Genomic DNA, 26332 nt, shown 5'->3' with positions numbered 1-26332 from the left:
GTATTTTAGATGCTTTTATACTCACTAGCTGTTCTTCCTTTTACATCCTTAAATACCTTACAAAAATAATTATAGCTGCTAAAACCCACTTGTATTCCAATATCAGTAATCGATAACTGCCCTTGCTCAAGTAGAAAAATGGCTTCATCGATCCTCTTTTTATGAATATAATCAATCACACTTATTTTCATTTCTTCTTTAAATTTTTTCGCCAGGTAATTTCGATTAAAACCAATTTCCTCTGCTATTGATTGTACTGTGATGGACTCCTTAAAATAGAGGTTTATATGCATTAACGCTTTTCTCACAACTGGGCTGTGCCCTTTTACAGTGAAATTTTGAACCGCATCACAATATTCTTCGATCATAATGAATTCCAGCTTATCTAATTCAGACATTGCCACTGCTGCCTCAATTTTAAGCGCAAATTTTTCCGAAATCGCATGTAAATATTGAGGTTCAACCCCACCTCTAGCAGCCGCTTGCCTAGACATGGTGTTACTTGAAAAGGAAAGGTTTTTTTTTGCCCGCAAAGGATTACCTGGAACTCGATAGGAAAAATCACCCGCAAATTCGAGGAATGCTTTCATGGCATTTTCTTTATCCCCTGTTTCGATAAAATATAAAAACTTCTTTTCTGCTTCGTACCTAAGTCTTACATCTAGGCCACTCTGTGTATAATCCTGTGGCTGAACAACGGGTTCGAATGGTTTATTGGTATTATTTAGACTAACCAGTTGAGAGTCAACACGCGGGTTTACCACTATACTCACTAGCAAATCACTGATTGCTAAATATGACTGCCCTATATAAGCTATTGATTTATAAAACTTCTCCAACGGGTTAAACCAATTATTTTCTAAACGATTGTCCTTCAAAACTTTCCAAACAAAATGGTCTGTGACCCGCTCATTCAAGAAAGGTCCCACCAAAACCATTCCATGATATCTATTATTATGGTGCATAGCCACTGCCATAAACGATAGTTGGAAACGGTCTGAATGCAAACAAAAACTATGTTTATTTGCCTTTTCTAAAGCGTTTTGAAGGTGTAAATACATTGCTTTTCGAGCCTCCACCAAAATAAGAGGTTCACTATCATTAGAAAGGTGGTAGATCGTTTGCAGGTGCTCATCGAAAACTTGAACATCAATATTAAACGCATTCTTAATAAGCCAGCATTTACTCAGCAGTTCATCCACTTTTATCATCCTTTAAATTCATTAAACGTATAAAGCAAAAAGCAGTGAAATTCACTGCCTACAAGGTTGTTCAATAATTATTTTACCCTATCTGAAGGTTGATGGCACCTTAATAAGGGCTTTTGCATATCTAAAAAGTAAGCCAAGGAGCCCTCCAACTACACTTGGCAGCAGCCATCCTAAACCGTTCGTATAAAGCGGTATGACAGCTAAACCTCCAGATATAGCAGCTATTTCAATACCTGCTGTTGATAACCCATCATATAGACTGACAAGCCCAGCACCGACAATAGCTCCGATATAAACCGTCTTCGACACGGGTAGATAGGAGTGTACAAAAGATAATAGGATTAGGACAATCGCTATTGGATAAATCATGATTAATAATGGGATAGAAACAGAAATCAATTGACTTAAGCCGAGATTTGCCATCGTAAAACTAAACAAACAGAGTATGGTTACGACCACTGGATAGGAAAATCTAGAAAATCGTTGGCTTAAATATTCACTACATGCGGCAACTAGGCCTACTGAGGTTGTTAAACATGCACCGGTAATAACCAACGCAAGAATAATGGACCCAAAAGGACCAAATAAAAGTGACGTAACGGATGAGAGAATCTCCCCGCCGTTTTCTTGCATTCCAACCGCATCAGCACTTGTTGCACCAATATAAGATAGTGATATATAAACAAACGATAACCCCATCCCAGCAATGATCCCTGCTTTAATGGTATAAGAGCGAATGAATGAGGTTGTTTTTATACCCATTTCTTTCACCCGGTTGATGATAACAACGCCAAATATAAGAGCAGCAATCGCATCCATTGTTAAATATCCTTCGACAAATCCCCCAAAAAACGCACCCTCTTGATATTTACCTACAGCTTCACCCATAGATCCTATCGGTGAACTAAAACCTCGAATTGAAATAATGATAATTAAAAGTAAAAGAATAGGGGTTAGAACTTTTCCCACACGATCTACAAGCTTGGCTGGATTAAGTGCAAGCCAAAACGTAATTAAAAAGAACACCAATGTTGATAAAAATAAACCTAAGCTGCTGTCATTGGATAAGAATGGTGCAACCCCAATCTCATAGGTGACGGTTCCTGTTCGTGGAATCCCAAACAGTGGCCCAATCGTCAAATAAATGATAACAGGAAAGACCTTCGCGAAGGAGGGATGCACTCTGTTCGATAGCCCATCTAGGTCGCCGCCTGATCTTGCAATGATGTAAACAGCTAAAACAGGCAGTCCGACACCTGTGACCAAGAACCCGATAATAGCAGACAAAAGGGATTCACCCGCTTGCTGCCCAAGTAATGGCGGGAAAATGATATTTCCTGCTCCTAAAAATAATGCAAACATAAAAAAACCTAAAGCAATGACTTCTTTTAATGGTAATTTCCGTTCCATGAAGGACCTCCGGTGATTATAAAAGGCTGTTTTCGTAACGATTGTTGTTAAAATCTTAAAGCCGATTTTAACGTGGCAATAGTAATTCTGCGCCTTTGAATTTAGTTTACAAGCTCTTTTCTTATTAAAATTTTGCTTTTTTTAAGTGAAGAACAGCACAATCATTAATTTTTGTTATAAAAAGCAACAAAGTTTAAGAAAAGAGCCTTATAAAAAGGAAATAGTGAATTCCCACATTTATATAATGTTTATTAGTAAAAAAATGTGCTAATTAAGTAAATTGTTAAAATATTAACTATACTAATATACAAAATACCATTGCTATTTGCAAAGAATTTTTCAAATAGTAATTCAATTTTTACTGGAAATTCAATTCTACAATTCTCTGTAATTCCGATGATGACCAAAATTCTTGGAGAAATCACGAAAATGGTCATCATAACTCAGATGATGACCAAAACTCTTGGGGAAATCATAAAAATGGTCATCATAACCTAGATGATGACCAAAACTCTTGGGGAAATCATAAAAATGGTCATCATATGGCTTCCTAGACTTTCTCGACAGCCTAGTAAGAAACCCTTCCCAATTTTATTTCGATAGCAATGCTAAAACGGTGTCTAATAGAACATTTACGCCTTTTTCACATTCTTCCCAGGAGGTCAGCTCTTCCTCACAATGACTTTTTCCATTTACACTGGGAACAAATAGCATGGCTGTTGGAATCAGGCTGGCAATAAATTGCGCATCGTGTCCTGCACCCGAAACCATTCTTCTATTGCTATACCCAAGTGACTGTGATGATATTTCTAATTGGTTAACAATTTCTGTATCAAACCAAACCGTATCGCGCTCCCATAGTTTCGTCGTCTTTACCTCGCAACCCTCGTTTAAACCTAAATTGGGCAGCCCTTCAACGAAATTTTTAAAGGTGGTTACAATTTCAGGATTTCTATGTCTAGCTTCCAAGGAAAATACTACCTTATTCGGAATGACTGTGTGAATACTCGGATAAACATTTACCCTGCCGATGGTAAAAACCAACTCTTCATCTAATCGACCTAATACCGTGCGAATCTCATTTATCAGGTTATTAGCGGCAAATAGTGCATCCTTTCTCATACTCATCGGTGTAGTTCCTGCGTGGTCGGATTCGCCTGTAATTTCAATATCATAGCATGCCATGCCAACTACACATTCTACGACACCAATTGAAAAGGCTTCTTTTTCAAGAATTGGACCTTGTTCAATATGCAATTCTAAAAAAGCAGTGCCTTCTGTTAATCGATTCTCTACTTCACCTTGATAACCTATCGATTTAAGCGCCTCCTCAAAGGTGATTCCAGCTGAATCTTTCTTTTTCAACATCGTATTCTTGTCAAATTTACCTGAAAGTACTCCCGATGCCATCATCGAAGGCTCAAATCTTGCACCTTCTTCATTGGTAAAATTCACAATGGTTATGGGGATTTGAGGCTTAATCTTATTTTCAACTAGCGTTCTGACTACTTCTAAACCAGCTAAAACACCGAGCACCCCATCAAACCTGCCGCCTTTTTTAACAGAATCCAAATGAGAGCCTATCAAGATTGGCAGTTTATCCTCAACACCCTCTAATGTTGCATACATACAGCCCATATCATCAACCTTAACTACCAATCCTAACTCTTCACAGCATGAGCGGAAAAAATCTCTAGCTAATCGATCTTCTTCTGATAATGACAGCCGGGTCACTCCGTTGTTTTCTGTCCTGCCAAAATTAGCGAACCGTTCCAACTCATTCTTTAATCTTTCCCCATTAATTAAAAACTTTTGCCGCTGCATTTCACATCACTCCTTTTAATTGGTTAATCTGGGAGCCTTGTTTATATTTATGTAAATATTCAGCTAATATTAATGCAACCTCACAATTGAATTTATGCAAAATATGCGATGTTTATATTACTTAATTTTTGCAAAACCTATGAACGAATGTGACCTAGTGTTAATATGGAGGTGTGGATATGTCAGAGTTAGAACCAATGGATTACGAAACGGGAGCACCTATTCTTGATTATGATATTATTGAAATTAAGAACACTGCAACTGGGTTTGAAGTCCTGCTTGATATTAATTTAGACAGTGGTTATTCATTATCAAGAACGACCTTAGAAATTACCCACGAGGATTTACAAGGTTATGATACAAACGAAATTGAAGAAGGTATAAAATATGCGTTGGGATTTTTCGGAAAAGAGTTTCAATAACCTTCGCATAGGAGAATTAACCAACAGACCTGTCTTCAATCATGATGGAGTGATAATATGCCGAAAGCTAAAGCAAAAAGTGGAATAGGAAGAGGAACAGGTAAAAAAGGCTGGAATCGTTGGCAGGTTGGTGCTAAAAAAGCAAAAAACGCTAAACCTTATGTCAGCAAAGGGGTTAAAAATGCAGTGTCTGCAAAAACATCGGACACAGATAAAGGTGAAAACAGTATCTCCTAGATCCTAAATTTTTATCAATCAAACGTTTGATTAGTTCAGCAACCGATCTAATCAAACGTTTGATTCGTTTTTTAAGCCCATTTAAAAGTATAGTTTTGATCCTTTACTTCATTATTAGCAAAAACTCGTTCTACATACTGCATTTCTGAGTCTGATTTTAATAATATGGTGGAACTCCTAGTGCCATAATTTTCACTCTTGATAAACATTGGCGAAAGCATTCTCTCTAATTCTAATGAAACACCCGTTTGAGGAAGCTTTTCATCCGGTGCTTGGTCTGTTTTTTGAAGTAGAGTAAAAAGTTCTTCTACCAAATCCATCTGTTTATTGTTTATAATTTCTGTTAATCCTGATTTGCCCATTTGCACTTTTGGCCACTCCGTATTTAATAAGTGATTGCTGACACCATAAATTCCAGGCGTTACCTTTTTTAGCTCCTGTCCCACATTAGAATAATAGTATAATTGATCTCCATCACTAGCCAACAAATTGTATCCAGGATACGAATCATTATTTCTAGCCAGACTCTTCATATATTCTATAAAATCCCCATTGTACTTCAGTGCGTCTGAGACAAGTACTCCCCGTGAACGTTTTCCATCGGTCACTTCCGTTGGATCCCGATAATTCGTTAAAGCAGCAAACCGCCCGCTTTTAGTAACACCCATCCACGTCCCCATTTTTTCTAAATCCCGTCCAGCAAGAATTTCAGGATCATCCTCCCAGAAATGAGCAGGTGCAGTTGGTCGCTGGTAAAATTCATCCCGATTCGCCGCAACGATTAGCTTATATTTTGGATGTACATGGTAAGCAAACAATATTAAACAGATGGCAATCACAACCTTCTCGAAGGATCAACATTTCCCAATTGAGAAACTGCCCAAAATTTATTGAATATCATAAAGTTTACATTTTTCATAAAAACTAGTTTTCCCTATTTCAAGTAACTTCGCAGCTTCCTGCTTATTCCCCATTGTAGCGGATAGGGCATTTAAGATTGCTTTTTTTTCCACATGCGCTAGTGTTTCTTTTAAAGACTGAACTGGCATTGCTGCGTTGACAGACGCTTTTCCTATGGAATCGCTTTCTTTTTTAGGTAGGCTAACCGTCTCTTGATCACGTAAATATAATGGCAGGTGGGCAATTTCGATGGTATTTCCATCTAATACATTTATCGACCTTTCTAGCACATTCTCGAGCTCCCGAACATTCCCTTGCCACTTATGTTGATTGAGTCTTTCTAACACTTCGTCAGACAATTTTATCCCTTTACGATAAAATTTTCTTTCCAATTTTTCTAGTAGTTTCATTGAAATTAACTCGATATCCCCTTGACGTTCTCTAAGTGGAGGAATTTCTATCTTAATCACATTTAACCGGTAATATAAATCTTGCCGGAATTTTCCTTCCTCGACCATTTTCTCTAAATCCCGATGTGTAGCGGCAATGATGCGAACATCAACAGCAATTGATTTTTGACCACCAACTGGTAGTATCTCTCTCTCCTGCAAGACTCTTAAAAGCTTACTTTGCATCGCCAGCGGCATATCACCGATTTCATCTAGAAAAATCGTGCCACGATTGGCAATTTGAAATTGGCCTTTCTTGCCACCCTTTTTGGCACCAGTAAAGGCACCATCATCATAACCAAACAATTCGGATTCTAGTAAATGCTCTGGAATTGACGCACAGTTGATAGGAACATAAGGAAAAGATGCACGCGTGCTGTTATTGTGAATAGCAGAGGCAAACAACTCCTTACCCGTACCAGAATCTCCAAGTATTAACACCGCAGACTGGCTTCCGGAAATTCTTTCAGCCAACGATTTAACTGCAGAGAAAGAGGCACTTTTCCCAATCAAATCCTTAAAGTAATATTTACTTTTCTGAATTTTTTCAGCCTTCGTTTTATAATATTTTATTTCTTCTACAAGATGTTGAATTTTACTTTGGTACAGCCGCCATTCCTCAGGATTGCGAAACATTACGGTACCGACAGCACCTACTAATTCTCCGTCAATAATAAGTGGATAGCGGTTTGCTATCATTTCACTTCCGTTGATTGGATGAAGGGCAGCCAACTCCTTTTGTCCCGTTTTGGCTACAATATGCATGCGTGAATTTTCAATAACATCCTCAACAGGTCTGCCAATTGCCAGATCAACACTCGTCCCTAAAAACTCACAATAAGCTGAATTAATATAAAGGATGACGCCCTCTCGATTGACTACGACAATTCGCTCACCTGCAAGATTAACAATTTCCTCAATCCAATGATGCGGAATATTATTCAGTCCTAGTTTCATATTTATCACCCTAGTAAGTTTGTATACGTCCATTATAACAAAGTGATTTGCAAATTAACCACCTAGTGTTTTCCAATAATAGAAAAATCCTGACCGGCAAATCCGATCAGGACCATTACTATTACTGAACAGTGTACCCGCCATCAAGAATAACAGCTTGACCTGTAACCCCTTTAGCTTTATCACTGGCTATGAACGCAGCATAGTCCGCAATTTCTGATACTTGCAATAGTCTTTTTTGTGGAACTAGCGTAAGAAGGACATCATCAATTACACGGTCAATGCTTACGTTCCTTGTGATCGATAAATCTTTAAGCTGATTTCTGACAAGTGGTGTATCAACATAACCTGGGCATAGAGCATTTACCGTAATCCCGTGAATAGCGCCTTCTAAAGCAGCTACTTTTGTTAAACCAATGACACCGTGCTTGGCACTATTGTAAGCAGCCTTGCCAGCGAAACCAATAACACCGTTAATGGATGCCATATTGATGACTCTTCCAAATCCTTGCTCTTTCATGTAAGGGAATACATGTTTAATTCCAATAAACGGAGCTGTCAGCATAACCTTTATTAAAAACTCAAACTTTTCAGTAGGGAATTCCTCGATAGGCGAAACATACTGAAGTCCTGCATTGTTTACTAAAATATCAATTCTTCCAAATCTGCTATGTGCAGACTCTAGAGCACCTTTAAAAGCGCTCTCATCGGTAACATCACAAGGAGCTGAAAATGCTTCATAGCCTTGCTCTCTAAGTTCACCCGCAACGATATCACTTTTTTCTTGATTTAAATCAGAAATCACCACTTTTGCTCCCTCTTGCGCAAAAGTCTTCGCGATTTCTAATCCTATACCACTAGCAGACCCAGTTATAAACGCTACTTTTCCTACTAACATATATTAAACCTCCTAAATTCTTACTCTATTAAAATTTGTTCTCTTCTATACCAATCCAAAAAGTGAATAAATTCCGATGATGACGAAAACAGCTAACGTTTTAATAATCGTAATCGCAAAAATGTCGCGATACGATTGTTTATGTGTTAAACCTGTAACCGCTAAAAGTGTTATAACCGCACCATTATGTGGAAGTGTATCCATACCGCCTGAAGCCATTGCCACAACACGGTGCATAACTTCTGGCGGGATATTTGCTGCAGCAATTGCCTGATTGTACTTGTCAGCCATTGCTCCTAACGCAATCCCCATTCCTCCTGAAGCAGAACCGGTAACACCGGCAAGTGTACTCGTTGTAACCGCACCATTTACAAGCGGATTAGTGAATGTATTTGAAATTCCATCACTAATTTTTGCGAAACCTGGAAGTGCAGCGATGACACCGCCAAAACCATATTCAGCACCTGTATTCATGGTTGCAAGTAATGAACCGCCAATACTTTGGTTTAGTCCTTCTTTAAATTTACTAGATACTCGTTTCCAGTCATATAAAAGAGAAGAAATAATACCTACTACTAATGCCATTTCAATTGCCCAGATTGCAGCACTCGCAGTGACATCAATTGTGTATGGTAAACCAATAGCTTTAAAATCAAAACCATTTGGATACCATTTTGGAATATTCGTAATGAACACTTTATTGGTAACACCAACGAGAATTAGTGGAACAAAAGCTAAAATTCGTCTTAAAACAGATTGATTTGAAGTCATATCAGGAGCTGCTTGATCTTTTTCATCAATCAACTCTTTTGCTAAAGCAGCGGCATTTTCAGCACCAAAGCCAAAATACCCTTCTCCTGCTTTCTCTGCCTTTTTCCTTCTCATTTCGAGATATAATAATCCTAGCGTTAAGACAAAGATGGCTCCAATGATACCAAGAACTGGTGCTGCATAAATGTCTGTTTTAAAGAAAGCGATTGGAATAACGTTCTGAATTTGCGGCGTTCCCGGCAATGCGTCCATGGTAAATGTGAATGCACCAAGAGCAATCGTACCCGGGATAAGCCTTTTTGGAATATTAGCTTCTCTGAACATTTGTGCTGCAAACGGATAGATAGCAAATACAGCAACGAATAAACTAACACCGCTGTACGTTAAGATTGCACCTAGTAAAACAATCGTTAACATCGCACGTTTTGCACCTAGAATACGAACAATCGTCTTTGCAATCGATTCTGCAATTCCTGACATTTCTACTACTTTCCCGAAGATAGCTCCTAGTAAGAAGACTGGGAAGTAGTTTTTGATGAACCCAACCATTTTTTCCATAAAGACGCCAGAGAAGAACGGTAATACATGACTTGGATCAATTAATAAAACAGCTAAAATGGCACAAAGTGGTGCGAACAAAATGACAGAAAAACCACGGTAGGCGGCAAACATAAGAAGTCCGAGCGCCAAAAGAATAAAAATTAAATCCATTTAGATCCCCCTATACCTTTATTTGTGTAAGCTTCAAAAACAAATACCCCTTAGTAAGCGTTTTCATTAAAAGCTTACAATTATATTCATGCAATTTTCATGCCAACCTTTTTAATTTCGAAATAATAGTAAAATTCAATATTGTTTTACAGTTTGTTACTAAATTTCTAGCTAAAAAATAGGATTTAACTAGCAAACATCCTGATGATTACATTCCGATAATCCGGAATTCTATAATTCTACCATTCCGCAAAACTGGAAATTTCCGCTTTTACGGAATGGATTATTTTAAATTTACAGACGATTAACCATTAATTTTTTTCCATTTCAACTACTGTGGCTATACCCTGACCGCCGCCTATGCATAATGTTGCCAATCCATAACGGGACCCTTGGCGTTTCATTTCATGCAGTAAAGTAACTAGCACACGGGCACCGCTTGCACCGATTGGATGTCCTAATGCCACAGCTCCGCCATTTACATTTAATTTGTCATTTGAAATCTGCAAATCACGGCCCACAGCAAGAGATTGAGCTGCAAATGCTTCATTTGCCTCAACTAAGTCAATTTCTTCAATGGATAGTCCTGCTTTTTTTAATGCCTTTTTCGAAGCTGGAACAGGCCCAATACCCATGATTTTCGGATCTACTCCTGCTGTTCCATTGGCACGGATTACCGCAATTGGCTTAATACCAAGTTCGCTTGCCTTCTCCCTGCTCATTAATACTAGTGCAGCTGCCCCATCATTGATACCTGAAGCGTTCCCAGCTGTTACCGTTCCGTCCTTTTTGAATGCCGGCTTCAGTTTTCCTAGTTTTTCTGCTGTTACTCCAGCTCTTGGAAACTCATCGGTATCGAATATGATTGGTTCACCTTTACGTTGTGGGATTACGACTGGAACGATTTCTTCCTTGAACTTTCCTTCTTTAATGGCATTCTCAGCCTTTTGCTGGCTCCATGCCGCAAACTCATCTTGTTCTTCTCTCGTTAATTCGTATTGCTCGGCAATATTCTCTGCTGTAACACCCATGTGATAAGAATTTATGGCACACTGTAAGCCATCTTGGATCATGCTGTCGATTACTTTTCCATCGCCCATCCGGTAGCCTGTGCGGCCTTTTGGCAGTAAATATGGTGCGAGACTCATGTTTTCCATGCCGCCTGCAACAACAATTTCTGCTTCACCCGTTTGGATTGCCTGCGCTGCCAAATGTACAGCCTTTAATCCAGAACCACAAAGCTTGTTAATGGCCATTGATGATACTTCATTTGGAAGTCCTGCTTTAATCGAAGCCTGGCGGGCGGGCCCTTGACCAATACCAGCCTGGAGGACGTTGCCCATGATGACTTCATCCACTTGTTCTCCGTTAACTCCTGCACGATTTAGCGCTTCTTTAATAACTATTGCGCCTAACTCTGTTGCTGGAATATCACTTAATGTCCCCATAAAATTCCCAATTGCTGTACGAACAGCACTTACAATCACAACTTCACGCATATCCTTTATCCTCCTTATTTGTTACAAAATAGTAGGGTTAATTTTAAACGAAGCTTCCGTTTTTTCTTTTACCGTTTGAAGATCTACACCGTCTTGAAGTTCTTCAAGGATCAGCCCCTCTTCTGTGACACGAAAGACCGCTAGTTCCGTTACAATCAGGTCAACCACGCCTTTTCCGGTAAGTGGTAATCGGCATTCTTCGAGAATTTTAGAGGAACCATTCTTTGCCGTATGTTCCATTGCGACAATTACCTTTTTTGCTCCTGTTACTAAATCCATGGCGCCGCCCATACCTGGAACCATTTTCCCCGGAACCATCCAATTAGCAAGGTTCCCCTTTGTGTCGGCTTCAAGCCCGCCAAGAACAGTTACATCGACATGTCCGCCACGGATTAACTCAAAGGAGAATACACTGTCAAAAAATGCTCCGCCAGGGAGAATTCCTGAAGGCTGACCACCTGCATTAACTAAGTCCGGATCAATATCTCCTTCTAAAGGTCCAAGTCCAACATAGCCATTTTCCGATTGAAGAATTACATTTACGGTATCTGGTAGAAAGTTTGGCACCATTGTTGGTAAGCCGATTCCTAGGTTTACTACATCACCATCTCTCATTTCCTTTGCAACACGTGCCGCGATAATTTGCTTTGGATTCGTTAATGTTTGTATCATTATTTTTTACCTCCCTGAACATAAATTTTATCGACAAGGATTCCCGGTGTCATAACGTCATCAGGATCAATTTCTCCAACCTCAACTAATTTTTCTACTTGAACAATTACCAAATCGGCTGCAAGAGCCATGAATGGGTTAAAATTACGAGCTGAGCGATGATAAACTAGATTTCCAGATTTGTCTGCCTTATACGCTTTAAGAAGAGCAACTTCTGCACGGAGCGGTTTTTCGAGTAAATATTCACGTCCATCTACGGTCAACTTTTCTTTTCCTTCTTCTACAACTGTTCCTACTCCAGTTGGAGTCAGGATTCCGCCAAGACCTGCCCCACCTGCACGAACTCTCTCAGCAAGCGTCCCTTGAGGAACAAGCTCTACCTCCATTTCACCTGCAATCATTTGCCGGCCAGTTTCAGGATTTGTACCAATATGAGAAGCAATCACTTTCTTTACTCGATGATTTACAATTAAAGGACCTACTCCACTATCTATGAAAGCGGTATCATTTGCAATCAACGTTATATCTTTAACATCTGATTCTAATAGAGCAGATACAAGGCATTCTGGAGTACCCACTCCCATAAAGCCTCCAGCCATAACCGACATTCCATCTTTAAAATAAGAAGTAACCTCATCCATTGAAATAATTTTATTCATTGTAACAGCACCTCCTGTGTAATAAGTGAGTTAATTGCTCACACCTTACTAATATGCAAGAAGCGTGCCAAACAAGTGCACAAATACCTTTCTTATAAAAAAAAAGGAACACTCTCCTTAAACTGGAAAGTGCCCTTTTCTATTTTAACTAGCCAATGGTAATTTGATTTCCACCAAGGTACCCTGTTGGGCCTGACTTTGATACGTAATTGTGCCATGATGCTGCTTAATGATTTTATTACAAATCATTAAGCCAAGTCCGGTTCCCTTTTCTTTTAAACTATAAAAAGGTTCACCTAAACGAGGCAGTAGTTCTTCTGGTATTCCACAACCTTCATCCTTTACAGAAAGAACACATTCAGCTTCTGCCCCTTTTTGGAGATTAATGTGAATATCTCCTCCTTCAGGCATAGACTCTATTGCATTCTTTAGAACATTAAGTAATACCTGCTTTAATTGATTCTTCTCCCCCGTTATAAAAAATGACGATTCCTCTACACTTAGTTTAAATTGAATATTTTCCATATGTGCTTGCGGAGAAAGGAGTTCAAGTGTATTCTCGACCAATTCTCTTAAATTCGTCCGATGTAATTGTACTGCCTGTGGTTTTCCTAAAGTAAGCATTTCACTCGTAATGGTTTCAATTCGTCCAAGCTCACTTAGGATTAGGTCATTGATTTCATCTACTCCATTTTCCTTTCTATACAGTTGAATAAATCCTTTGATTGTTGTTAGCGGGTTGCGAATTTCATGTGCCACTCCTGCCGCTAACTCGCCAACAATGGAAAGTTTCTCAGATTGCAAAAGGATTTCTTCTGCCTTTTTACGCTCAGAAATATCACGACTAATGATCACAATATGTTCAATTTCATCATTTTGTCCTTTTACTGGCTTGCAGCGAGATTCAAATTCAATATATTCACCGTTTTTGTGGCGTAGACGAAATTCAATTGCTTTAGATTCTTTATTTTCAAACATCCCTGCTAACGTACTCCTAAACAGTTCAACGTCATTAGGGTGAATGAACGTGCATAATTTTTCCTCTTCCAGTTCACAGCATTGATACCCTAAAACCACTTCATGTGAAGGAGAAAAGTATGTAAGGGAATGCTCTTTGTCCATTACCAGAATTAAGTCCGAGGTGTTTTCAGCGATAAGCCTGTATTTTGTTTCACTCGCTTCTACCATTCTATACATGTCCGACAATCTGTTGTTTAATCTATGAAGTTTAACATACGACTCTATCAGCAATACACCTAGAATTACACCTAACAAGACGAATACGATATATTGAAAATGAAAGAGTAGATTATCTCTAAATACGTTAAAAGCTATCGGTACAGTAATAATATAAATGATTACATATGCACCAAAAAGGATGAAGGCTTTTTTTAAAGGTGTCATTCTCTTACTATAATAAGATATCGTGGAGAAACCTATCATCAGGACGCCCCAGCCGATGATGGCTGTATCCCAATGACCACTTGATAACAACCGTGCAAGTAACCCAAATGCTCCAGTAATAATTCCTGAAATCGGTCCAAGGTAGGCAAAAATCAGAATGACTGACGAATAACGGATGTCGTATGTGTATCCTTGCTCATGAATTGCAAGCATAACGAGAATCATCGAGACAACACCACCATAAATACCTGCCCAAAAGTGAACATGATTGATGGGTTTATAATTAATGAAGGAACGGATAACAAGCGGAGTACTAATTAATAATGAGAAAATTGAGAGATTTACAATATAATCTAATAGTACCAATGAACTCCCACCCAAAAAACGTACTTTTTCCTCTATCATAAACTAGAAAATAAACGATTGCCATATGTAATAATTTATTTCAAATGGAAATTACTACCTATGAAAAAGAAGCACCAAAGACAGAGTCATTGGCGCTTCCTATTATTAAAAGATAAGAAAGTATAATTCTTTGAACTTAGGTTAATGTTCAGCTCTAGGGCGCTAGCGCTTTTCTAATGAACATCCTTTTCTACTGCTGGATTTTCTTTTTCAAATAAAACGATTAGTGCTGGTAATAAGATACCACGGATCAAGAACGTATCCAATAAAATACCTACGGCAACAATGAAACCAAATACAAACAATAATTGGATAGGCTGGGTCATCAGGACTGCAAAGGTTGCCGCTAGAATAATTCCGGCTGAAGAGATTACGCCACCCGTATTGGCAACTGCAATTTCCACCGATTTTTTCACTGAATGTTTTTTCCGCTCTTCCATAAATCTAGATATTAGAATGATATTGTAATCAATACCCAGTGCTACTAAAAAGACAAACGAGTAAAGAGGGACACGGTTACTAATGGTATCGATGTCAAAAAACAGACTGCTTAAAAACATTCCTAAGCCAACTGCAGCCAAGAATGAAATTAGAATCGTTCCCATCATATAAATTGGCATTTTAAATGATCTGGTCATAACGATTAACATGACAAAAATTAACAGTGATTCAAGCAAGACGATGACAATTAGGTCCCTATCGTTTGTTGCACGGTCATCCACTTTTTTCGCTGTTTCCCCTGCAAAATAAAGCGCACCGTCCAGATTACTATCTGCCACCAGCTTATCAGCATTGTCTCGCATCTTCTCCAGTGCATCCATAGTCTCGACGGCATATGGACTTTCCTTAAAGGTGAGACTATATTGGACTACCTTTTGGTCGGATGTAGTACCATTCGGTCGAACGTTGCTCACTACCTCTTGGTCAGCGAGCGTCTCAAGTAATTTTGTCTGCTGTTCAACGGTAATTTCTTCTTTCGCTTCAAACAATACAGTTGTTGCTGCTAAATCACCTTTTTCAAACTTTTCTTCTAGGATTTCATAACCTAGCCTTGAAGGCATATCCGCTGGAAACGACTTCATCGTATCGAATTCATATTTCAAATTCAGCATATTAAGGGCTGAAGCTAGAAGGATGATACCAATAACGAAAACGGAAGTCACGGGTTTTTTCACAACAAATTTGCCAATTTTACTCCAAATAGAATTGGATTTTACCGATTCCTCACCGACTCTCGGAACTTTTGGCCAGAAAGATTTTCTGCCAAACAATGCAAACAAGGCCGGTACAAGAGTAATCGATGCGAACATAATAATGAGCATTGCTGCCGCAAAAACTGGTGCAAAATTACGATAATCACCAAACTCCGCAAAAAACAGGACCAACATCGCCGCTAAGACCGTTCCCCCTGAGAAGAAAACTGGCAATCCTGTTTCTCTCATAGCATGTTTCATTGCATCAAATTTACTTTCATATTTTTTCAGCTCCTCACGGTACCGAGAGAAGACAAATAACGAATAATCGATAACTGCTGCAAACAATAGAATCGTCATAATTGAAAGTGTTTGATTACTTATTACTAATCCAGCCATCCCCATCAAGCCCAGAACCTGATTGACTACTTGGTAGACAAAAGTTGCTGCAATTAATGGGATCAATGCTAATAATGGAGAACGATAAATAACAATTAAAAGAATTAGGATTAATCCTACTGTTGAAAATAATAAAACAAAATCAGCGCGTGAAAAGAGATTGAGAGAATCTACCGCAATACCAGCAGGACCGGTAATATACAAGGTTAATTCCGTATCGTTCTTAACAATTTTAGTTATTTTCTCTTGCTGGGTTCTCAATTCCTTAGATTCTAAGGAAGATTCAAAGGTTATTGGAAGAATTAATGTACTTTGATCTTTTGAGAAGAAATTTGCTGTCGCTTGTGGCGGCATGCTTGTTAACGGAACATATTCTTTTATCCCTTCCACCTGATCAATTTGCTCAAATAACGGATTTAGCTCTGACAATTCTACTTTCCCTTTATCAGATTGAAAAACCAAAATAGCTGGAATACCTTCATTATTTTTAAAATATTGGTCGACTTTATTTTGAGCAATGACAGATTTTGCATCTTCCGGAATCGAGTTGATACTTGAAACCTCATATTCCTTTGCACCCGGTGCTAGCACTGATAGCAAAATCGTTACTAAAAGCCAGATTCCCAGTGTTGTCCACATTCCCTTTTTCGAGGTAACTCGGTCGGTTATTGGCCGCAAAAATGAATTCATTTTCCCACTCTCCTTTTAAAATTATCTAAGTGACAGAACTGTAACTTTTCAAAAAAAAAATAATTAACACAATTTCACTTTCATTATCTTTCAAAGTGACACTTGTGTCAATTATCTATTCATGAACATCCCTTTACCAATAATTTCTTTTACCGAATAAATCCATTCGTCGCGAGGTACGGCAAAATGATTAGGAATCGCAACCGTTTGAAGAATAAATCCAATAATTAGACTATCCGGAAGATGGTTTTTTAATTTTCCTTCATTTTTTCCTAAAAGGACAAAGCTTTGTAAAAATTTATACATTTCTAATGGCAACTTTTGTAGCTTTTCTTTATTTTCAAAGGAATGCTCTGAGATGATCAAAATATGCTGAGCAGCCTTAATAAGATGATGTATTTCTGTTTTCTTAAAAATAAGGTCGATTAGAAAATCGAACTGCTGTGCAAAACCATCATATTTTTCCATTTCTTTTAATTCATGTAGAAATTCTTCCATTTCAAAAATCATAAAGTCCGTAATTAATTCTTCTTTATTGTCGTAGTATTTATATAGAGCAGCCCTTGAAACCTCCATCCGATCCGCTAAAAGGCTAAAGGTAAATCCGTCATAGCCATACTGCAGAAGCAGTTGCTTCACCTCGTGAAATAACTCCACTGTATTAAACTTTCGCTCCCGTGCCATCCTGTCACCTCCTGAATTACTATGTGAGCATAGTATACCATATTGGTTTTTAATTTTTAGGCTAATTCCATTTTAATACCTATTGACCTTATGATTTGATTCGTTATAATTAGTGTGAGTAATCACTCATTTTCTAGAGAGGATTGATGAACGATGTCATCAACGATCGTTATAAATGATGTAAGCAAAAGCTTTGGTAAAAAGTTGGTTTTAAATCAGATTAATTTGAACGTGGAGTCAGGGTGTATCTATGGACTAATTGGGCCGTCTGGCTCAGGTAAAACAACCTTAGTTAAGATTATCGTTGGCATGGATTCTCCCAACCAGGGTGATGTCCAGGTGTTAAATACCGCCGTCCCCAATTTAAAACTGCTCCAAAGAATCGGTTATATGGCCCAAGCAGATGCCTTATATTCCGATTTAACCGGAGAAGAAAATCTTGCTTTCTTTGCTTCCTTATTTAAGCTTAATAAAACTGCACAAAAACAAAGGATTGCCTATGCAGCTGGTTTAGTGAATCTTACGGCTGATTTAAAAAAGAAGGTTGAAAACTATTCCGGAGGGATGAAGCGCCGATTATCGCTTGCGGTTGCCTTGATCCAAGATCCTGAAATTCTGATTCTTGATGAACCTACTGTTGGAATTGATCCCGAGTTACGACAGTCCATTTGGGCTGAATTATATCGTTTAAAAGACGCTGGCAAAACCATTTTAATCACTACACATGTAATGGACGAGGCAGAAAAATGTGATCGACTCGCTATGGTACGTGATGGTGAAATCATCACAAGCGGTTCTCCTGCTGAGTTGAAAAAACAATTTGAGATTACCAGTTTAGAAGAGGTATTTTTAAAAGCGGGGGGTAAACAGCGATGAGTATATTAGCTCTGGTTAAAAGGATATTCCATCAGATGTTACGGGATAAGCGGGCGCTCGCGTTGATGATGGTTGCCCCGTTATTGGTTCTTACCCTTCTAAATTACCTGCTTGCGGGGAATGCAGTCGATCCAAGACTTGGTGTTATTGATGCGGATGACAAACTTGTTGAAAGATTAAAAGATAACGACATTATTGTCTTACAGGTTGAAGAAAATACTAAAGACATTTTACTGGATAGAGATTTAGATGGAATTCTTGAATTTGCCGGCGAAGAAATTTCATTGACTCTTACAAACGACCAGCCCAATGCAGCAAAGGCTTTACAGGTAAAAGTTCAACAAGCGATTGCAGCTGAAAAAGCAAAAGAACAAGCTACAAATTTGTCTACATTCATGGAAACCATTCAGAGTAAGCTGCCTGGAGTTCCCGTAAAGATGGAGCAAGTAAACGCACCTGAAATCAATACTTCTTATCTATATGGCAACCAAGATACCATCTTTTTTGATCAATTAAGCCCGATTCTTGTTGGATTCTTTGTTTTCTTTTTCGTGTTTTTAATATCTGGTATTGCTTTATTGCGGGAGAGAACGACCGGAACCCTTGAACGTTTGCTGGCAACACCCATTCTTAGAAGAGAGATTGTTTTTGGCTATTTAATGGGCTATGGATTATTCGCAGTCATCCAAACCATCATTGTGGTTACCTACGCGATAAAAGTATTAGATATCACGCTTGTAGGATCGTTCTGGAATGTGGTAATCATCAATTTAACCCTAGCTCTTGTGGCGTTGTCACTTGGTATTCTTTTATCCGCCTTCGCAAATTCAGAGTTCCAAATGATGCAGTTCATTCCAATTGCGATTATTCCACAGGTGTTTTTTGCTGGGATTTTCCCATTTGAGTCAATGGCTGGCTGGATGCAGGTTCTTGCCAAATGTATGCCCATGTATTATGGAGGCAGCGCCTTAGTGGGCGTGATGTACAAAGGACTCGGTTTAAGTGATATTCGCAATGACCTCTTCGTACTTTTAGGGTTCGCCCTTGTCTTTATTGTTTTAAATATAGTAGCATTGAAGAAATATCGAAAAATTTAATTTCGGAAGTTAGCAGTGAAAAAAGGAGTTAACGATGACTGAAGAAGAATTAATGCTGGAACAGTTATTTGATGATGATAAATTAACGGATAAACAAAAAAAAATTATCGTTGCCGCTATTGAGACCTTTTCAGAAAAAGGCTACGCGGCATCCTCAACTAGTGAGATTGCTAAAAAAGCAGGAGTAGCTGAAGGTACTATATTTCGGCATTATAAAACGAAGAAGGAATTACTCGTTTCTATCGTTGCCCCGCTAATGACAAAATTTATTGCACCACTGGTTGTTAAGGATTTTAATAAAGTGCTCGATCGGAATTATGAAACAGTTGAGGATTTTCTGAGAGCTACGATTGAAAATAGAAGAGATCTTCTCGTACGAATGCTTCCTGTAGTTAAAATCATGCTCCAAGAAATTCCTTTCCAGCCGGAATTGCGCGAACAATTTCTAGAACTGGTGGTAAAAAATATCTTTAATCGGGTTGAAAAAGTTATCGTGGGGTATCAGGAAAAAGGATTATTAATTGATATGCCGCCTGAAAGTATCGCGAGGTTAACGATTACCAATATCCTTGGTTTCCTATTTACTCGTTATATCCTATTTCCTCATTTGGATTGGGAGGATGAGGATGAAATTGAACATACCATTCAATTTATCATGCATGGGGTTGGGAAAAAGGAATAAAAAGAAAAGCAATCCCTTTAGTCAAAAATGATTGAATGGGATTGCTTTTTTACCTTCATATTATTAATCAAACTATTGATTAGTTTTGTTTTATTACCCAAAAAGCTGGATAGCCAATTGACTATCCAGTAATAAAGTGTCCATACCACACGGACTGTGTACACGAGTGGTGCCTGTCACCATTTTTTTACCTTTTTATGCTTCCACGATATTTGGTTGTTGATATACTTCTTTATCGAATTCACCTGTTGCTTTACTTGTTAGGACACCGGAAACCATGGATCCACTTACGTTTAGAGCTGTACGTCCCATGTCAATAAGTGGCTCGACTGAGATTAAAAGACCCACGATTGCTATTGGAAGGTTCATAACGGATAGAACGATTAGAGCTGCGAAGGTCGCACCGCCGCCCACTCCTGCTACACCGAATGAACTGATTGCCACGACGAGAATCAAAGAAATAATAAACCCTGGGCTTAGCGGATCAATTCCTGCTGCTGGTGCCACCATTATGGCTAACATCGCCGGATAAACCCCCGCACATCCGTTTTGGCCAATTGAAAGTCCAAATGAGCCTGCAAAGTTTGCAATCCCTTCAGAAACACCTAAGTCTTTCGATTGTGTTTTAATCGTTAAAGGTAATGTTCCTGCACTAGAACGAGAAGTGAAGGCAAATGTTAAGGTTGGTAATGCCTTTTTCACATAATTAACTGGGTTAATTTTTGCGATTGCTAATAACAATAAATGAACAATAAATACAAGAATAAGTGCTACATAAGATGCGATAACAAACTTTCCTAGTTTTACGATCGCGTCATAGTTACTTGTTGCCGCAACCTTTGTAATAATTGCAAGAATACCGTATGGAGTTAAACGGAGAATAAGTGTTACTACCCTCATAGTTACTGAATATAAAGTATCGATAATTTTTGCAAAAAATTCTGCATGCTCCGGTTCTTTACGTTTTACACCAAGGTAAGCAATCCCGATGAAAGCAGCAAAGATTACTACCGCAATCGTAGAGGTTGAACGTGCACCCGTTAAGTCTAAAAATGGATTACTAGGGAACATCTCAAGAATTTGCTGCGGTGCAGTCATCGTTTCAACGGTTGCAGCTCTTTCTACTAATGCCTCATTGCGGGCTTTTTCTGCCTCCCCTTCAGTAAGCTCAATGCCATCAAGACCAAAGCCTAATGAAGTTCCAATACCAATTGCGGCAGAAATTGCCGTTGTTCCAAGAAGAATACCAATTACAAGAACACTTATTTTTCCAATGTTTTTCGTCAATTTTAATTTCGTAAAGGCTCCAACAATTGAAATAAATACTAGCGGCATAACAACCATTTGTAATAGTTTTACATAACCAGTTCCTACAATACTAAACCAATCGATTGTGCTGGTAGTAACTTCAGAATCAGTACCATATATTAAATGAATAATAAAACCAAAGATAAGTCCTAAACCTAAACCAGTGAAAACACGTTTTGAGAAAGATACATGTTTCTTTGCCATTAAGTATAAACCGACCATGAGTACCAGCAAAACTGCGATATTCACGATAATAAGAAACGCATTCATTTTTAGTCCCCCTTAATATTTTTTCCATGATACGTAATTAATCTATGAAAATAGTATTACTTTTATTCCAATTAGTCAAGTCGGAATAATGTGTTTTTATATTAAAATAATTTGAATAAAATCTTCTCTGGCATTGCATGCTGTAGCAACTTTTATAGCTGCACTAAGGAAGAATTGGGTATGGATATTATTTTTTGTATGCCTTTTTTCAGGAATAGAATGGATATTCTTGAAGCTAAATCCGCCCTATTGGTGTACGCCGTGAACCTTCTATTACAAAAAATAGGAATCCTCCACAGTCAAGTTTGGTGGGACCCCTGGTATTATGTCATACTATCTGTTTTCATAGTAAAATGTACGGTAACGATCAGCACACACTTAACAACCGACCCACAAAATGCCTGACTCCTTTTATTGAGTCAGGCATCTTTTATTGTCGCACTGTCCGCCTCAGGTGGAAAGTGTCCACGAGCGGTGACAGGCACCAATTTATTTGAAAATATATAGGAATAAACCCTTATGACTGAGAATATAAGCTATATGGAATGTTTTTTAAGGGGGATGTAGAAATGAGCACTTCTGTAATGGAAAATTTGGAAACGACAAGAGATCGGTTATTAAAGGAAATTGGAAAACTTAGCTTTGATGCACTGAACAAAAAGCCTGATTCCGATACTTGGAGTATTGCTCAGGTTTGTCACCATTTGTATTTAACAGAAAGTGTCTTCACCCAGGCGATTATTTACGGACACAATAAAGTAAATGGCAAAAAGGCAGAAGCAAGGCCCATTCAGGTTATAGCCGACCGTAACCAGAAGATCCAAGCACCTGAAATCGTCATACCAGGGGATGGTCCATGGGAATTGGAACAGATTGAAGAACAATTAAATAAATCAAGGACCCTATTTTTGGAGTTTTATAATCAACTTGAAGACAAATCAGCACTAGCAGAAAAATCAACCAAGCACCCGCTATTTGGCTACATGCCTCTCAATCAATGGGTGGACCTTATCTACCTACATGAAGAGCGGCATATCGAGCAAATCCAAGAGCTAAAATCTTTGCTTTAATGGTGCCTGTCACCAGGGGTGAAACGTAGTTTCAACCATTTATACATCAATGTATACCCATATTGTCACAACCAAAAAAGGAGCTTGCAGCTAATGCCGCTAATGCTCCTTCTTTTATGCTCTTACTAAGGTTTCTGCAAGTATACGGGCACCTATGTCCAGTGCAGATTTATTAAAGTCCATTTTAGGATGATGTAATCCTGGTTGAAGATCTGCGCCTACCCCAATCATAGATGCTTTTAATTTTGGATTCTTTATCGTATAAAAATGAAAATCGTCACTGCCAGAGGTGATGACTGGCAGCGCTAGCGCCTCATCACCGACGGTATGGCGAATGGCCTCCTCCGCAATTGCTTCTGCCTCAGGGGAAACCTCTGCCCCAGGTGTAAAATCACTCCATTTCCATTCAATGTTTACACCATATAAATTACTTAAATTCGTTAGGCCAGTATCAATTTTATCTTTGAGTTTTTCCAACATTTCATTTTTTTGAGCACGGACATCGATAGCAAATTCTGCTGAGCCTGGGATGATGTTTAGGCTTTCGCCTCCGGCGATTATCTTTGTAAGTTTCGCAGAATAAGCTTCAAACGGAGAAAAGTAGATAGATTTGACGAATTGCTGGAGCGCAAAAATCACATCGATTGCGTTTTTCCCTTGATGTGGTCTTGCCCCATGCGCATCCTCACCAAAAACTTTTCCTTCTAAGAAGATTGCCGCTCCGTGATGAATAGAGGCTGAAACCCTTCCCATTGGAAGCTCTTCTACTGGACGAAGATGAATTCCAAATAAATGGCTCACATGATCAACGGCACCTCTTTCAATCATTGCAATCGAGCCATTTCCTTTTTCCTCAGCCGGCTGAAAAATAAAACGTACCTTCTTAGTGAGGGGCTGATCTTTCAAATATAAAAGCGATCCCAGCACCATAGAAATAATAGCATCGTGGCCACAGGAGTGGTTACCCTGCCAAACTCCATCAACCTCCTGCCATAATGCATCGATTTCCGCTCGTACGGCTATTACCTCTTCGCCTTCGCCTACTTCCGCAACAATCCCAGTCACATCTGAAAACGAACGATATGTAACACCCAAATTATCTAAAATACTAGCAATAGCCTGGGTAGTTTTAAACTCCTTCCAACTAACCTCCGGAATCGCATGAAACTGCTCAAACCAGGCCAAAATCTGCTCCTCATAAACTTGCCTCAACCAAAGCACCCCTTTCCCTCAAAAAAATTAATATACAAATAGTACAACATATGATGGTGCCTGTCACCACAAAAAGACACTTTCCACCCCAGGTGGACAGTTGGTTATGTTTTCCTGCATTTACAATAATTTAACTTCAATCGATAATTTGCGCAAAAAGTCTTGTGGGACTTAACGGCACTCTTGTTGGACAACTTTTGTTTGCTGTGTGTTCCTTTCGTGCTGCACAAGAATAATTTTTATTCCATAAAATAATATTAAGAATTGTAAGTGTACTTAAAATAACGAAGGGAAAGATGTGGTGTACAAATGAAAAATTATCAGGTGTTTGATTATTCGTTTCAAAATCTCCGCGAAAAAAGTATGTCCTTTGAGCAGGTCTTCGAACACATTGTAAAATTCATGAACCTAGCGCCAAGCGGAAATTACCGTTTAATGGTCGGAACGGATTCGCAGGTTCATAAAACAAACACCGTTTTTATTACGGGAATAGTCATTCAAAATCAGGGAAAAGGTGTCTGGGCCTGTATCAGGAAGATTGTTATTCCAAGAAAGATGACACAGCTGCATGAGCGCATTTCCTTTGAATTATCTTTAACAGAAGATATTGTTTCTTTATTTACAGAAGATCGAAAAAATCGGCTAATCAATATTGTTCTTCCCTTCGTCTATCAAGGTGCAACTTTTATCATGGAAGGACATATTGACATTGGAGCGGGAAAACGCAACAAAACTAGGGAGTTTGTTAAAGAAATGGTCGCTCGAATGGAATCGATGGGAGTTGAACCAAAGATTAAACCAAATGCATTCGTTGCCTCTAGCTATGCCAATCGTTACACAAAATAGGGACCTGAGCCATGCTGCGTTCACTAAAACACGCACCAGGGCTCAGGTCTTTACGTTTCTTTCTTTCATTTTCCTCAAGCCCATACAAAATCTTTACATTCTTTTAACACCAAGTTTAGAAAGAATTTGAATTTTTCAGATAAGATTAAACAAACAACACAAATGGTGGAGGGATATGATGAAGATTACGGTTGCAGGTGCAGGAAATGTCGGGCTAATCACAGCAGTTTGTCTGGCTGATGCAGGTCATCATGTAACCTGTGTAGACACACAAAAAGAGAAAATACTTTTACTCAAAAAAGGACATTCCCCATTCTTTGAACCTGGATTGGAACCTTTATTAGAAAAGACTCTCTCAAATGGTCACCTCCGATTTACGACCGACCAAAAGCTAGCCTATTCCGATGCTGACATTATTTTTATTGCGGTTGGAGCACCTGCAAAAAAGGATGGTTCGGTCGACTTATCATACATTTACGCTGTCTCCTACTCCATTGCTGACAGTATTGAAAAGGATGTAATCGTCTGTACAAAAAGTACAGTCCCTGTTGGTACAAACGGTAAAATCAAGCAAATCTTCCACTACCGAAAGCCACGGCATCTTAAGGTTGAAGTGGTATCAAACCCTGAATTTCTGCGGGAAGGATCTGCCATAATGGATTTCTATCTAGGAGATCGAATTATTCTGGGAGTTGATAACCCTGAAACCGCATCGATTATGGAACAGCTCTATCTCCCATTAAAAATTCCAATAATCGTAACGGATATTAGGAGTGCGGAGATGATTAAATATGCATCCAATGCATTTCTTGCAACGAAAATCAGTTTTATCAACGAAATTGCTAACCTATGTGAAAAGGTTGGAGCTAACATTGACGAGGTCGCATTCGGAATTGGAAAGGATAAACGGATTGGTGAGTCTTTTCTCCAAGCGGGGATTGGTTATGGGGGTTCCTGTTTTCCTAAAGACACAAAAGCATTGGTTCAGCTTGCAGGCAATATCAAACATCCCTTTGAATTGCTTGAGTCGGTAATAAAGGTCAATCAGCATCAACACTCCCTTCTTGTGGCAAAAGCAAAGGAGTTAATAGGCTCGTTAAAAGGAAAAAGGGCCGCCTTACTTGGGCTTGCTTTTAAACCAGAAACAGATGATATTCGTGAGGCAGCCTCCATTACAATTATTAAAGAGTTACTTGAAGAAGGAGCAAATGTCACAGCTTATGACCCGATAGCCATTCCAAATACACATAAGCTAATCGGAAATGCTATTGATTACACGACAGATATTCGGCAAGCTCTCAAAGACGCAGATTTTGCTATCATCGCAACAGAGTGGGGTCAAATCAAGCATCTGCCACTGGACACCTTCGCTGCTTATATGAAAGAACCTATTGTGTTGGATGGACGAAATTGTTATTCAATGAAGGAGATTCAACGTTACCCAATAACCTACGTATCAATCGGCAGACCTGTTGTTTCAAAGGGTAGAGTCAGTTCAATGTCATTAAAATAGGCTGTGTTAAAGGATACTTTTGATCTTAGAACTTGTTGATTGGAGCGGAAGGCACGAGACTCC

General features: G+C 38.8%; 23 protein-coding genes. 8 read left to right on the top strand and 15 right to left on the bottom strand.

The window, feature by feature from the left end:
• Positions 1 to 5: 5 nt before the first annotated feature.
• From V7124_RS12345 to V7124_RS12335, 3 genes are all read right to left on the bottom strand, one after another.
• Positions 6 to 1202: a helix-turn-helix transcriptional regulator gene (locus tag V7124_RS12345; protein ID WP_335489419.1), complete on the bottom strand. Its 1197-nt coding sequence runs from the start codon at positions 1200 to 1202 to the stop codon at positions 6 to 8.
• A gap of 87 nt (positions 1203 to 1289) precedes the next feature.
• Positions 1290 to 2621, bottom strand: coding sequence for a branched-chain amino acid transport system II carrier protein (brnQ, locus tag V7124_RS12340; RefSeq protein WP_335489416.1), 1332 nt, complete (start codon positions 2619 to 2621; stop codon positions 1290 to 1292).
• Positions 2622 to 3212: 591 nt separating this feature from the next.
• Positions 3213 to 4445, bottom strand: coding sequence for a Zn-dependent hydrolase (locus V7124_RS12335; RefSeq protein ID WP_335489413.1), 1233 nt, complete (start codon positions 4443 to 4445; stop codon positions 3213 to 3215).
• 179 nt (positions 4446 to 4624) lie between these two features.
• On the opposite strand from V7124_RS12335, the gene V7124_RS12330 reads away from it, so the two are divergent.
• A complete protein-coding gene (locus V7124_RS12330) occupies positions 4625 to 4867 on the top strand; it encodes a hypothetical protein (RefSeq protein WP_335413927.1) in 243 nt (80 codons plus the stop codon).
• A gap of 57 nt (positions 4868 to 4924) precedes the next feature.
• Complete coding sequence (locus V7124_RS12325; RefSeq protein ID WP_335413929.1) at positions 4925 to 5104, top strand: DUF3934 domain-containing protein; 180 nt, start codon at positions 4925 to 4927, stop codon at positions 5102 to 5104.
• A gap of 71 nt (positions 5105 to 5175) precedes the next feature.
• Here V7124_RS12325 and V7124_RS12320 read toward each other — a convergent pair whose 3' ends face one another.
• From V7124_RS12320 to V7124_RS12275, 10 genes are all read right to left on the bottom strand, one after another.
• The gene (locus V7124_RS12320; protein WP_335489461.1) at positions 5176 to 5934 is read right to left on the bottom strand and encodes an NRDE family protein; all 759 of its coding nucleotides are present in this window, start codon (positions 5932 to 5934) and stop codon (positions 5176 to 5178) included.
• A gap of 57 nt (positions 5935 to 5991) precedes the next feature.
• Complete coding sequence (locus V7124_RS12315) at positions 5992 to 7410, bottom strand: sigma-54 interaction domain-containing protein (RefSeq protein WP_335489410.1); 1419 nt, start codon at positions 7408 to 7410, stop codon at positions 5992 to 5994.
• 121 nt (positions 7411 to 7531) lie between these two features.
• Positions 7532 to 8308, bottom strand: a complete 777-nt coding sequence (locus tag V7124_RS12310) for a 3-hydroxybutyrate dehydrogenase (RefSeq protein ID WP_335413938.1) — start codon at positions 8306 to 8308, stop codon at positions 7532 to 7534.
• A gap of 45 nt (positions 8309 to 8353) precedes the next feature.
• The gene (locus V7124_RS12305; protein ID WP_335413941.1) at positions 8354 to 9790 is read right to left on the bottom strand and encodes a GntP family permease; all 1437 of its coding nucleotides are present in this window, start codon (positions 9788 to 9790) and stop codon (positions 8354 to 8356) included.
• A gap of 311 nt (positions 9791 to 10101) precedes the next feature.
• Positions 10102 to 11289, bottom strand: a complete 1188-nt coding sequence (locus tag V7124_RS12300) for an acetyl-CoA C-acetyltransferase (RefSeq protein ID WP_335489407.1) — start codon at positions 11287 to 11289, stop codon at positions 10102 to 10104.
• A 21-nt stretch (positions 11290 to 11310) separates the two neighbouring features.
• A complete protein-coding gene (locus V7124_RS12295) occupies positions 11311 to 11961 on the bottom strand; it encodes a 3-oxoacid CoA-transferase subunit B (RefSeq protein WP_335489404.1) in 651 nt (216 codons plus the stop codon).
• A complete protein-coding gene (gene atoD, locus V7124_RS12290; protein ID WP_335489401.1) occupies positions 11961 to 12620 on the bottom strand; it encodes an acetate CoA-transferase subunit alpha in 660 nt (219 codons plus the stop codon). Before atoD ends, V7124_RS12295 begins: the two co-directional genes overlap by 1 nt.
• 144 nt (positions 12621 to 12764) lie before the next feature.
• Entirely contained in the window at positions 12765 to 14390 is a 1626-nt protein-coding gene (locus V7124_RS12285) for an ATP-binding protein (protein WP_335489398.1), read from the bottom strand.
• Positions 14391 to 14602: 212 nt separating this feature from the next.
• Complete coding sequence (locus V7124_RS12280) at positions 14603 to 16711, bottom strand: MMPL family transporter (protein WP_335489395.1); 2109 nt, start codon at positions 16709 to 16711, stop codon at positions 14603 to 14605.
• A gap of 111 nt (positions 16712 to 16822) precedes the next feature.
• The gene (locus V7124_RS12275; RefSeq protein ID WP_335489392.1) at positions 16823 to 17395 is read right to left on the bottom strand and encodes a TetR/AcrR family transcriptional regulator; all 573 of its coding nucleotides are present in this window, start codon (positions 17393 to 17395) and stop codon (positions 16823 to 16825) included.
• A 153-nt stretch (positions 17396 to 17548) separates the two neighbouring features.
• Here V7124_RS12275 and V7124_RS12270 point away from each other — a divergent pair, with 153 nt between their 5' ends.
• The 3 genes from V7124_RS12270 to V7124_RS12260 are packed head-to-tail and all read left to right on the top strand — an operon-like array spanning position 17549 to position 20050.
• On the top strand, positions 17549 to 18271 hold the full coding sequence (locus tag V7124_RS12270) for an ABC transporter ATP-binding protein (protein ID WP_335489389.1): 723 nt from the start codon (positions 17549 to 17551) through the stop codon (positions 18269 to 18271).
• Positions 18268 to 19368 carry an ABC transporter permease gene (locus V7124_RS12265; RefSeq protein ID WP_335489386.1) on the top strand — a complete coding sequence of 367 codons (1101 nt, stop codon included), beginning with the start codon at positions 18268 to 18270 and terminating at the stop codon, positions 19366 to 19368. The genes V7124_RS12270 and V7124_RS12265 overlap by 4 nt, the downstream gene beginning before the upstream one ends.
• Before the next feature lie 34 nt (positions 19369 to 19402).
• Positions 19403 to 20050 carry a TetR/AcrR family transcriptional regulator gene (locus V7124_RS12260; protein WP_335413970.1) on the top strand — a complete coding sequence of 216 codons (648 nt, stop codon included), beginning with the start codon at positions 19403 to 19405 and terminating at the stop codon, positions 20048 to 20050.
• 195 nt (positions 20051 to 20245) lie between these two features.
• Here V7124_RS12260 and V7124_RS12255 read toward each other — a convergent pair whose 3' ends face one another.
• Positions 20246 to 21628 (bottom strand): L-cystine transporter, encoded by a 1383-nt coding sequence (locus tag V7124_RS12255; protein ID WP_335413975.1) that lies wholly within the window; start codon positions 21626 to 21628, stop codon positions 20246 to 20248.
• Between the two features lie 569 nt (positions 21629 to 22197).
• Between V7124_RS12255 and V7124_RS12250 the strand changes: the two genes are divergently transcribed.
• Entirely contained in the window at positions 22198 to 22698 is a 501-nt protein-coding gene (locus V7124_RS12250) for a DinB family protein (RefSeq protein WP_335413979.1), read from the top strand.
• Between the two features lie 114 nt (positions 22699 to 22812).
• Here V7124_RS12250 and V7124_RS12245 read toward each other — a convergent pair whose 3' ends face one another.
• Positions 22813 to 23910: an amidohydrolase gene (locus V7124_RS12245; protein ID WP_335489383.1), complete on the bottom strand. Its 1098-nt coding sequence runs from the start codon at positions 23908 to 23910 to the stop codon at positions 22813 to 22815.
• Between the two features lie 309 nt (positions 23911 to 24219).
• On the opposite strand from V7124_RS12245, the gene V7124_RS12240 reads away from it, so the two are divergent.
• Both V7124_RS12240 and V7124_RS12235 read left to right on the top strand, forming a co-directional pair.
• On the top strand, positions 24220 to 24756 hold the full coding sequence (locus tag V7124_RS12240; RefSeq protein ID WP_335413985.1) for a ribonuclease H-like YkuK family protein: 537 nt from the start codon (positions 24220 to 24222) through the stop codon (positions 24754 to 24756).
• A gap of 178 nt (positions 24757 to 24934) precedes the next feature.
• Positions 24935 to 26269, top strand: coding sequence for a UDP-glucose dehydrogenase family protein (locus V7124_RS12235; protein ID WP_335489458.1), 1335 nt, complete (start codon positions 24935 to 24937; stop codon positions 26267 to 26269).
• Positions 26270 to 26332 lie beyond the last annotated feature (63 nt).

This window comes from Neobacillus niacini, from assembly GCF_036961885.1.
GTDB classification, from domain to species: domain Bacteria; phylum Bacillota; class Bacilli; order Bacillales; family Cytobacillaceae; genus Neobacillus; species Neobacillus niacini_H.
This window is presented reverse-complemented; position numbering and strand designations above follow the sequence as displayed.

Coding starts and splice junctions, on each gene's coding strand:
- V7124_RS12335 (WP_335489413.1), bottom strand. CDS start 4,445: ATGCAGCGGCAAAAGTTTTTAATTAATGGGGAAAGATTAAAGAATGAG.
- V7124_RS12265 (WP_335489386.1), top strand. CDS start 18,268: ATGAGTATATTAGCTCTGGTTAAAAGGATATTCCATCAGATGTTACGG.
- V7124_RS12235 (WP_335489458.1), top strand. CDS start 24,935: ATGAAGATTACGGTTGCAGGTGCAGGAAATGTCGGGCTAATCACAGCA.
- V7124_RS12270 (WP_335489389.1), top strand. CDS start 17,549: ATGTCATCAACGATCGTTATAAATGATGTAAGCAAAAGCTTTGGTAAA.
- V7124_RS12300 (WP_335489407.1), bottom strand. CDS start 11,289: ATGCGTGAAGTTGTGATTGTAAGTGCTGTTCGTACAGCAATTGGGAAT.
- V7124_RS12330 (WP_335413927.1), top strand. CDS start 4,625: ATGTCAGAGTTAGAACCAATGGATTACGAAACGGGAGCACCTATTCTT.
- V7124_RS12280 (WP_335489395.1), bottom strand. CDS start 16,711: ATGAATTCATTTTTGCGGCCAATAACCGACCGAGTTACCTCGAAAAAG.
- atoD (WP_335489401.1), bottom strand. CDS start 12,620: ATGAATAAAATTATTTCAATGGATGAGGTTACTTCTTATTTTAAAGAT.
- V7124_RS12275 (WP_335489392.1), bottom strand. CDS start 17,395: ATGGCACGGGAGCGAAAGTTTAATACAGTGGAGTTATTTCACGAGGTG.
- V7124_RS12310 (WP_335413938.1), bottom strand. CDS start 8,308: ATGTTAGTAGGAAAAGTAGCGTTTATAACTGGGTCTGCTAGTGGTATA.
- V7124_RS12240 (WP_335413985.1), top strand. CDS start 24,220: ATGAAAAATTATCAGGTGTTTGATTATTCGTTTCAAAATCTCCGCGAA.
- V7124_RS12260 (WP_335413970.1), top strand. CDS start 19,403: ATGACTGAAGAAGAATTAATGCTGGAACAGTTATTTGATGATGATAAA.
- V7124_RS12295 (WP_335489404.1), bottom strand. CDS start 11,961: ATGATACAAACATTAACGAATCCAAAGCAAATTATCGCGGCACGTGTT.
- V7124_RS12315 (WP_335489410.1), bottom strand. CDS start 7,410: ATGAAACTAGGACTGAATAATATTCCGCATCATTGGATTGAGGAAATT.
- V7124_RS12255 (WP_335413975.1), bottom strand. CDS start 21,628: ATGAATGCGTTTCTTATTATCGTGAATATCGCAGTTTTGCTGGTACTC.
- brnQ (WP_335489416.1), bottom strand. CDS start 2,621: ATGGAACGGAAATTACCATTAAAAGAAGTCATTGCTTTAGGTTTTTTT.
- V7124_RS12325 (WP_335413929.1), top strand. CDS start 4,925: ATGCCGAAAGCTAAAGCAAAAAGTGGAATAGGAAGAGGAACAGGTAAA.
- V7124_RS12250 (WP_335413979.1), top strand. CDS start 22,198: ATGAGCACTTCTGTAATGGAAAATTTGGAAACGACAAGAGATCGGTTA.
- V7124_RS12305 (WP_335413941.1), bottom strand. CDS start 9,790: ATGGATTTAATTTTTATTCTTTTGGCGCTCGGACTTCTTATGTTTGCC.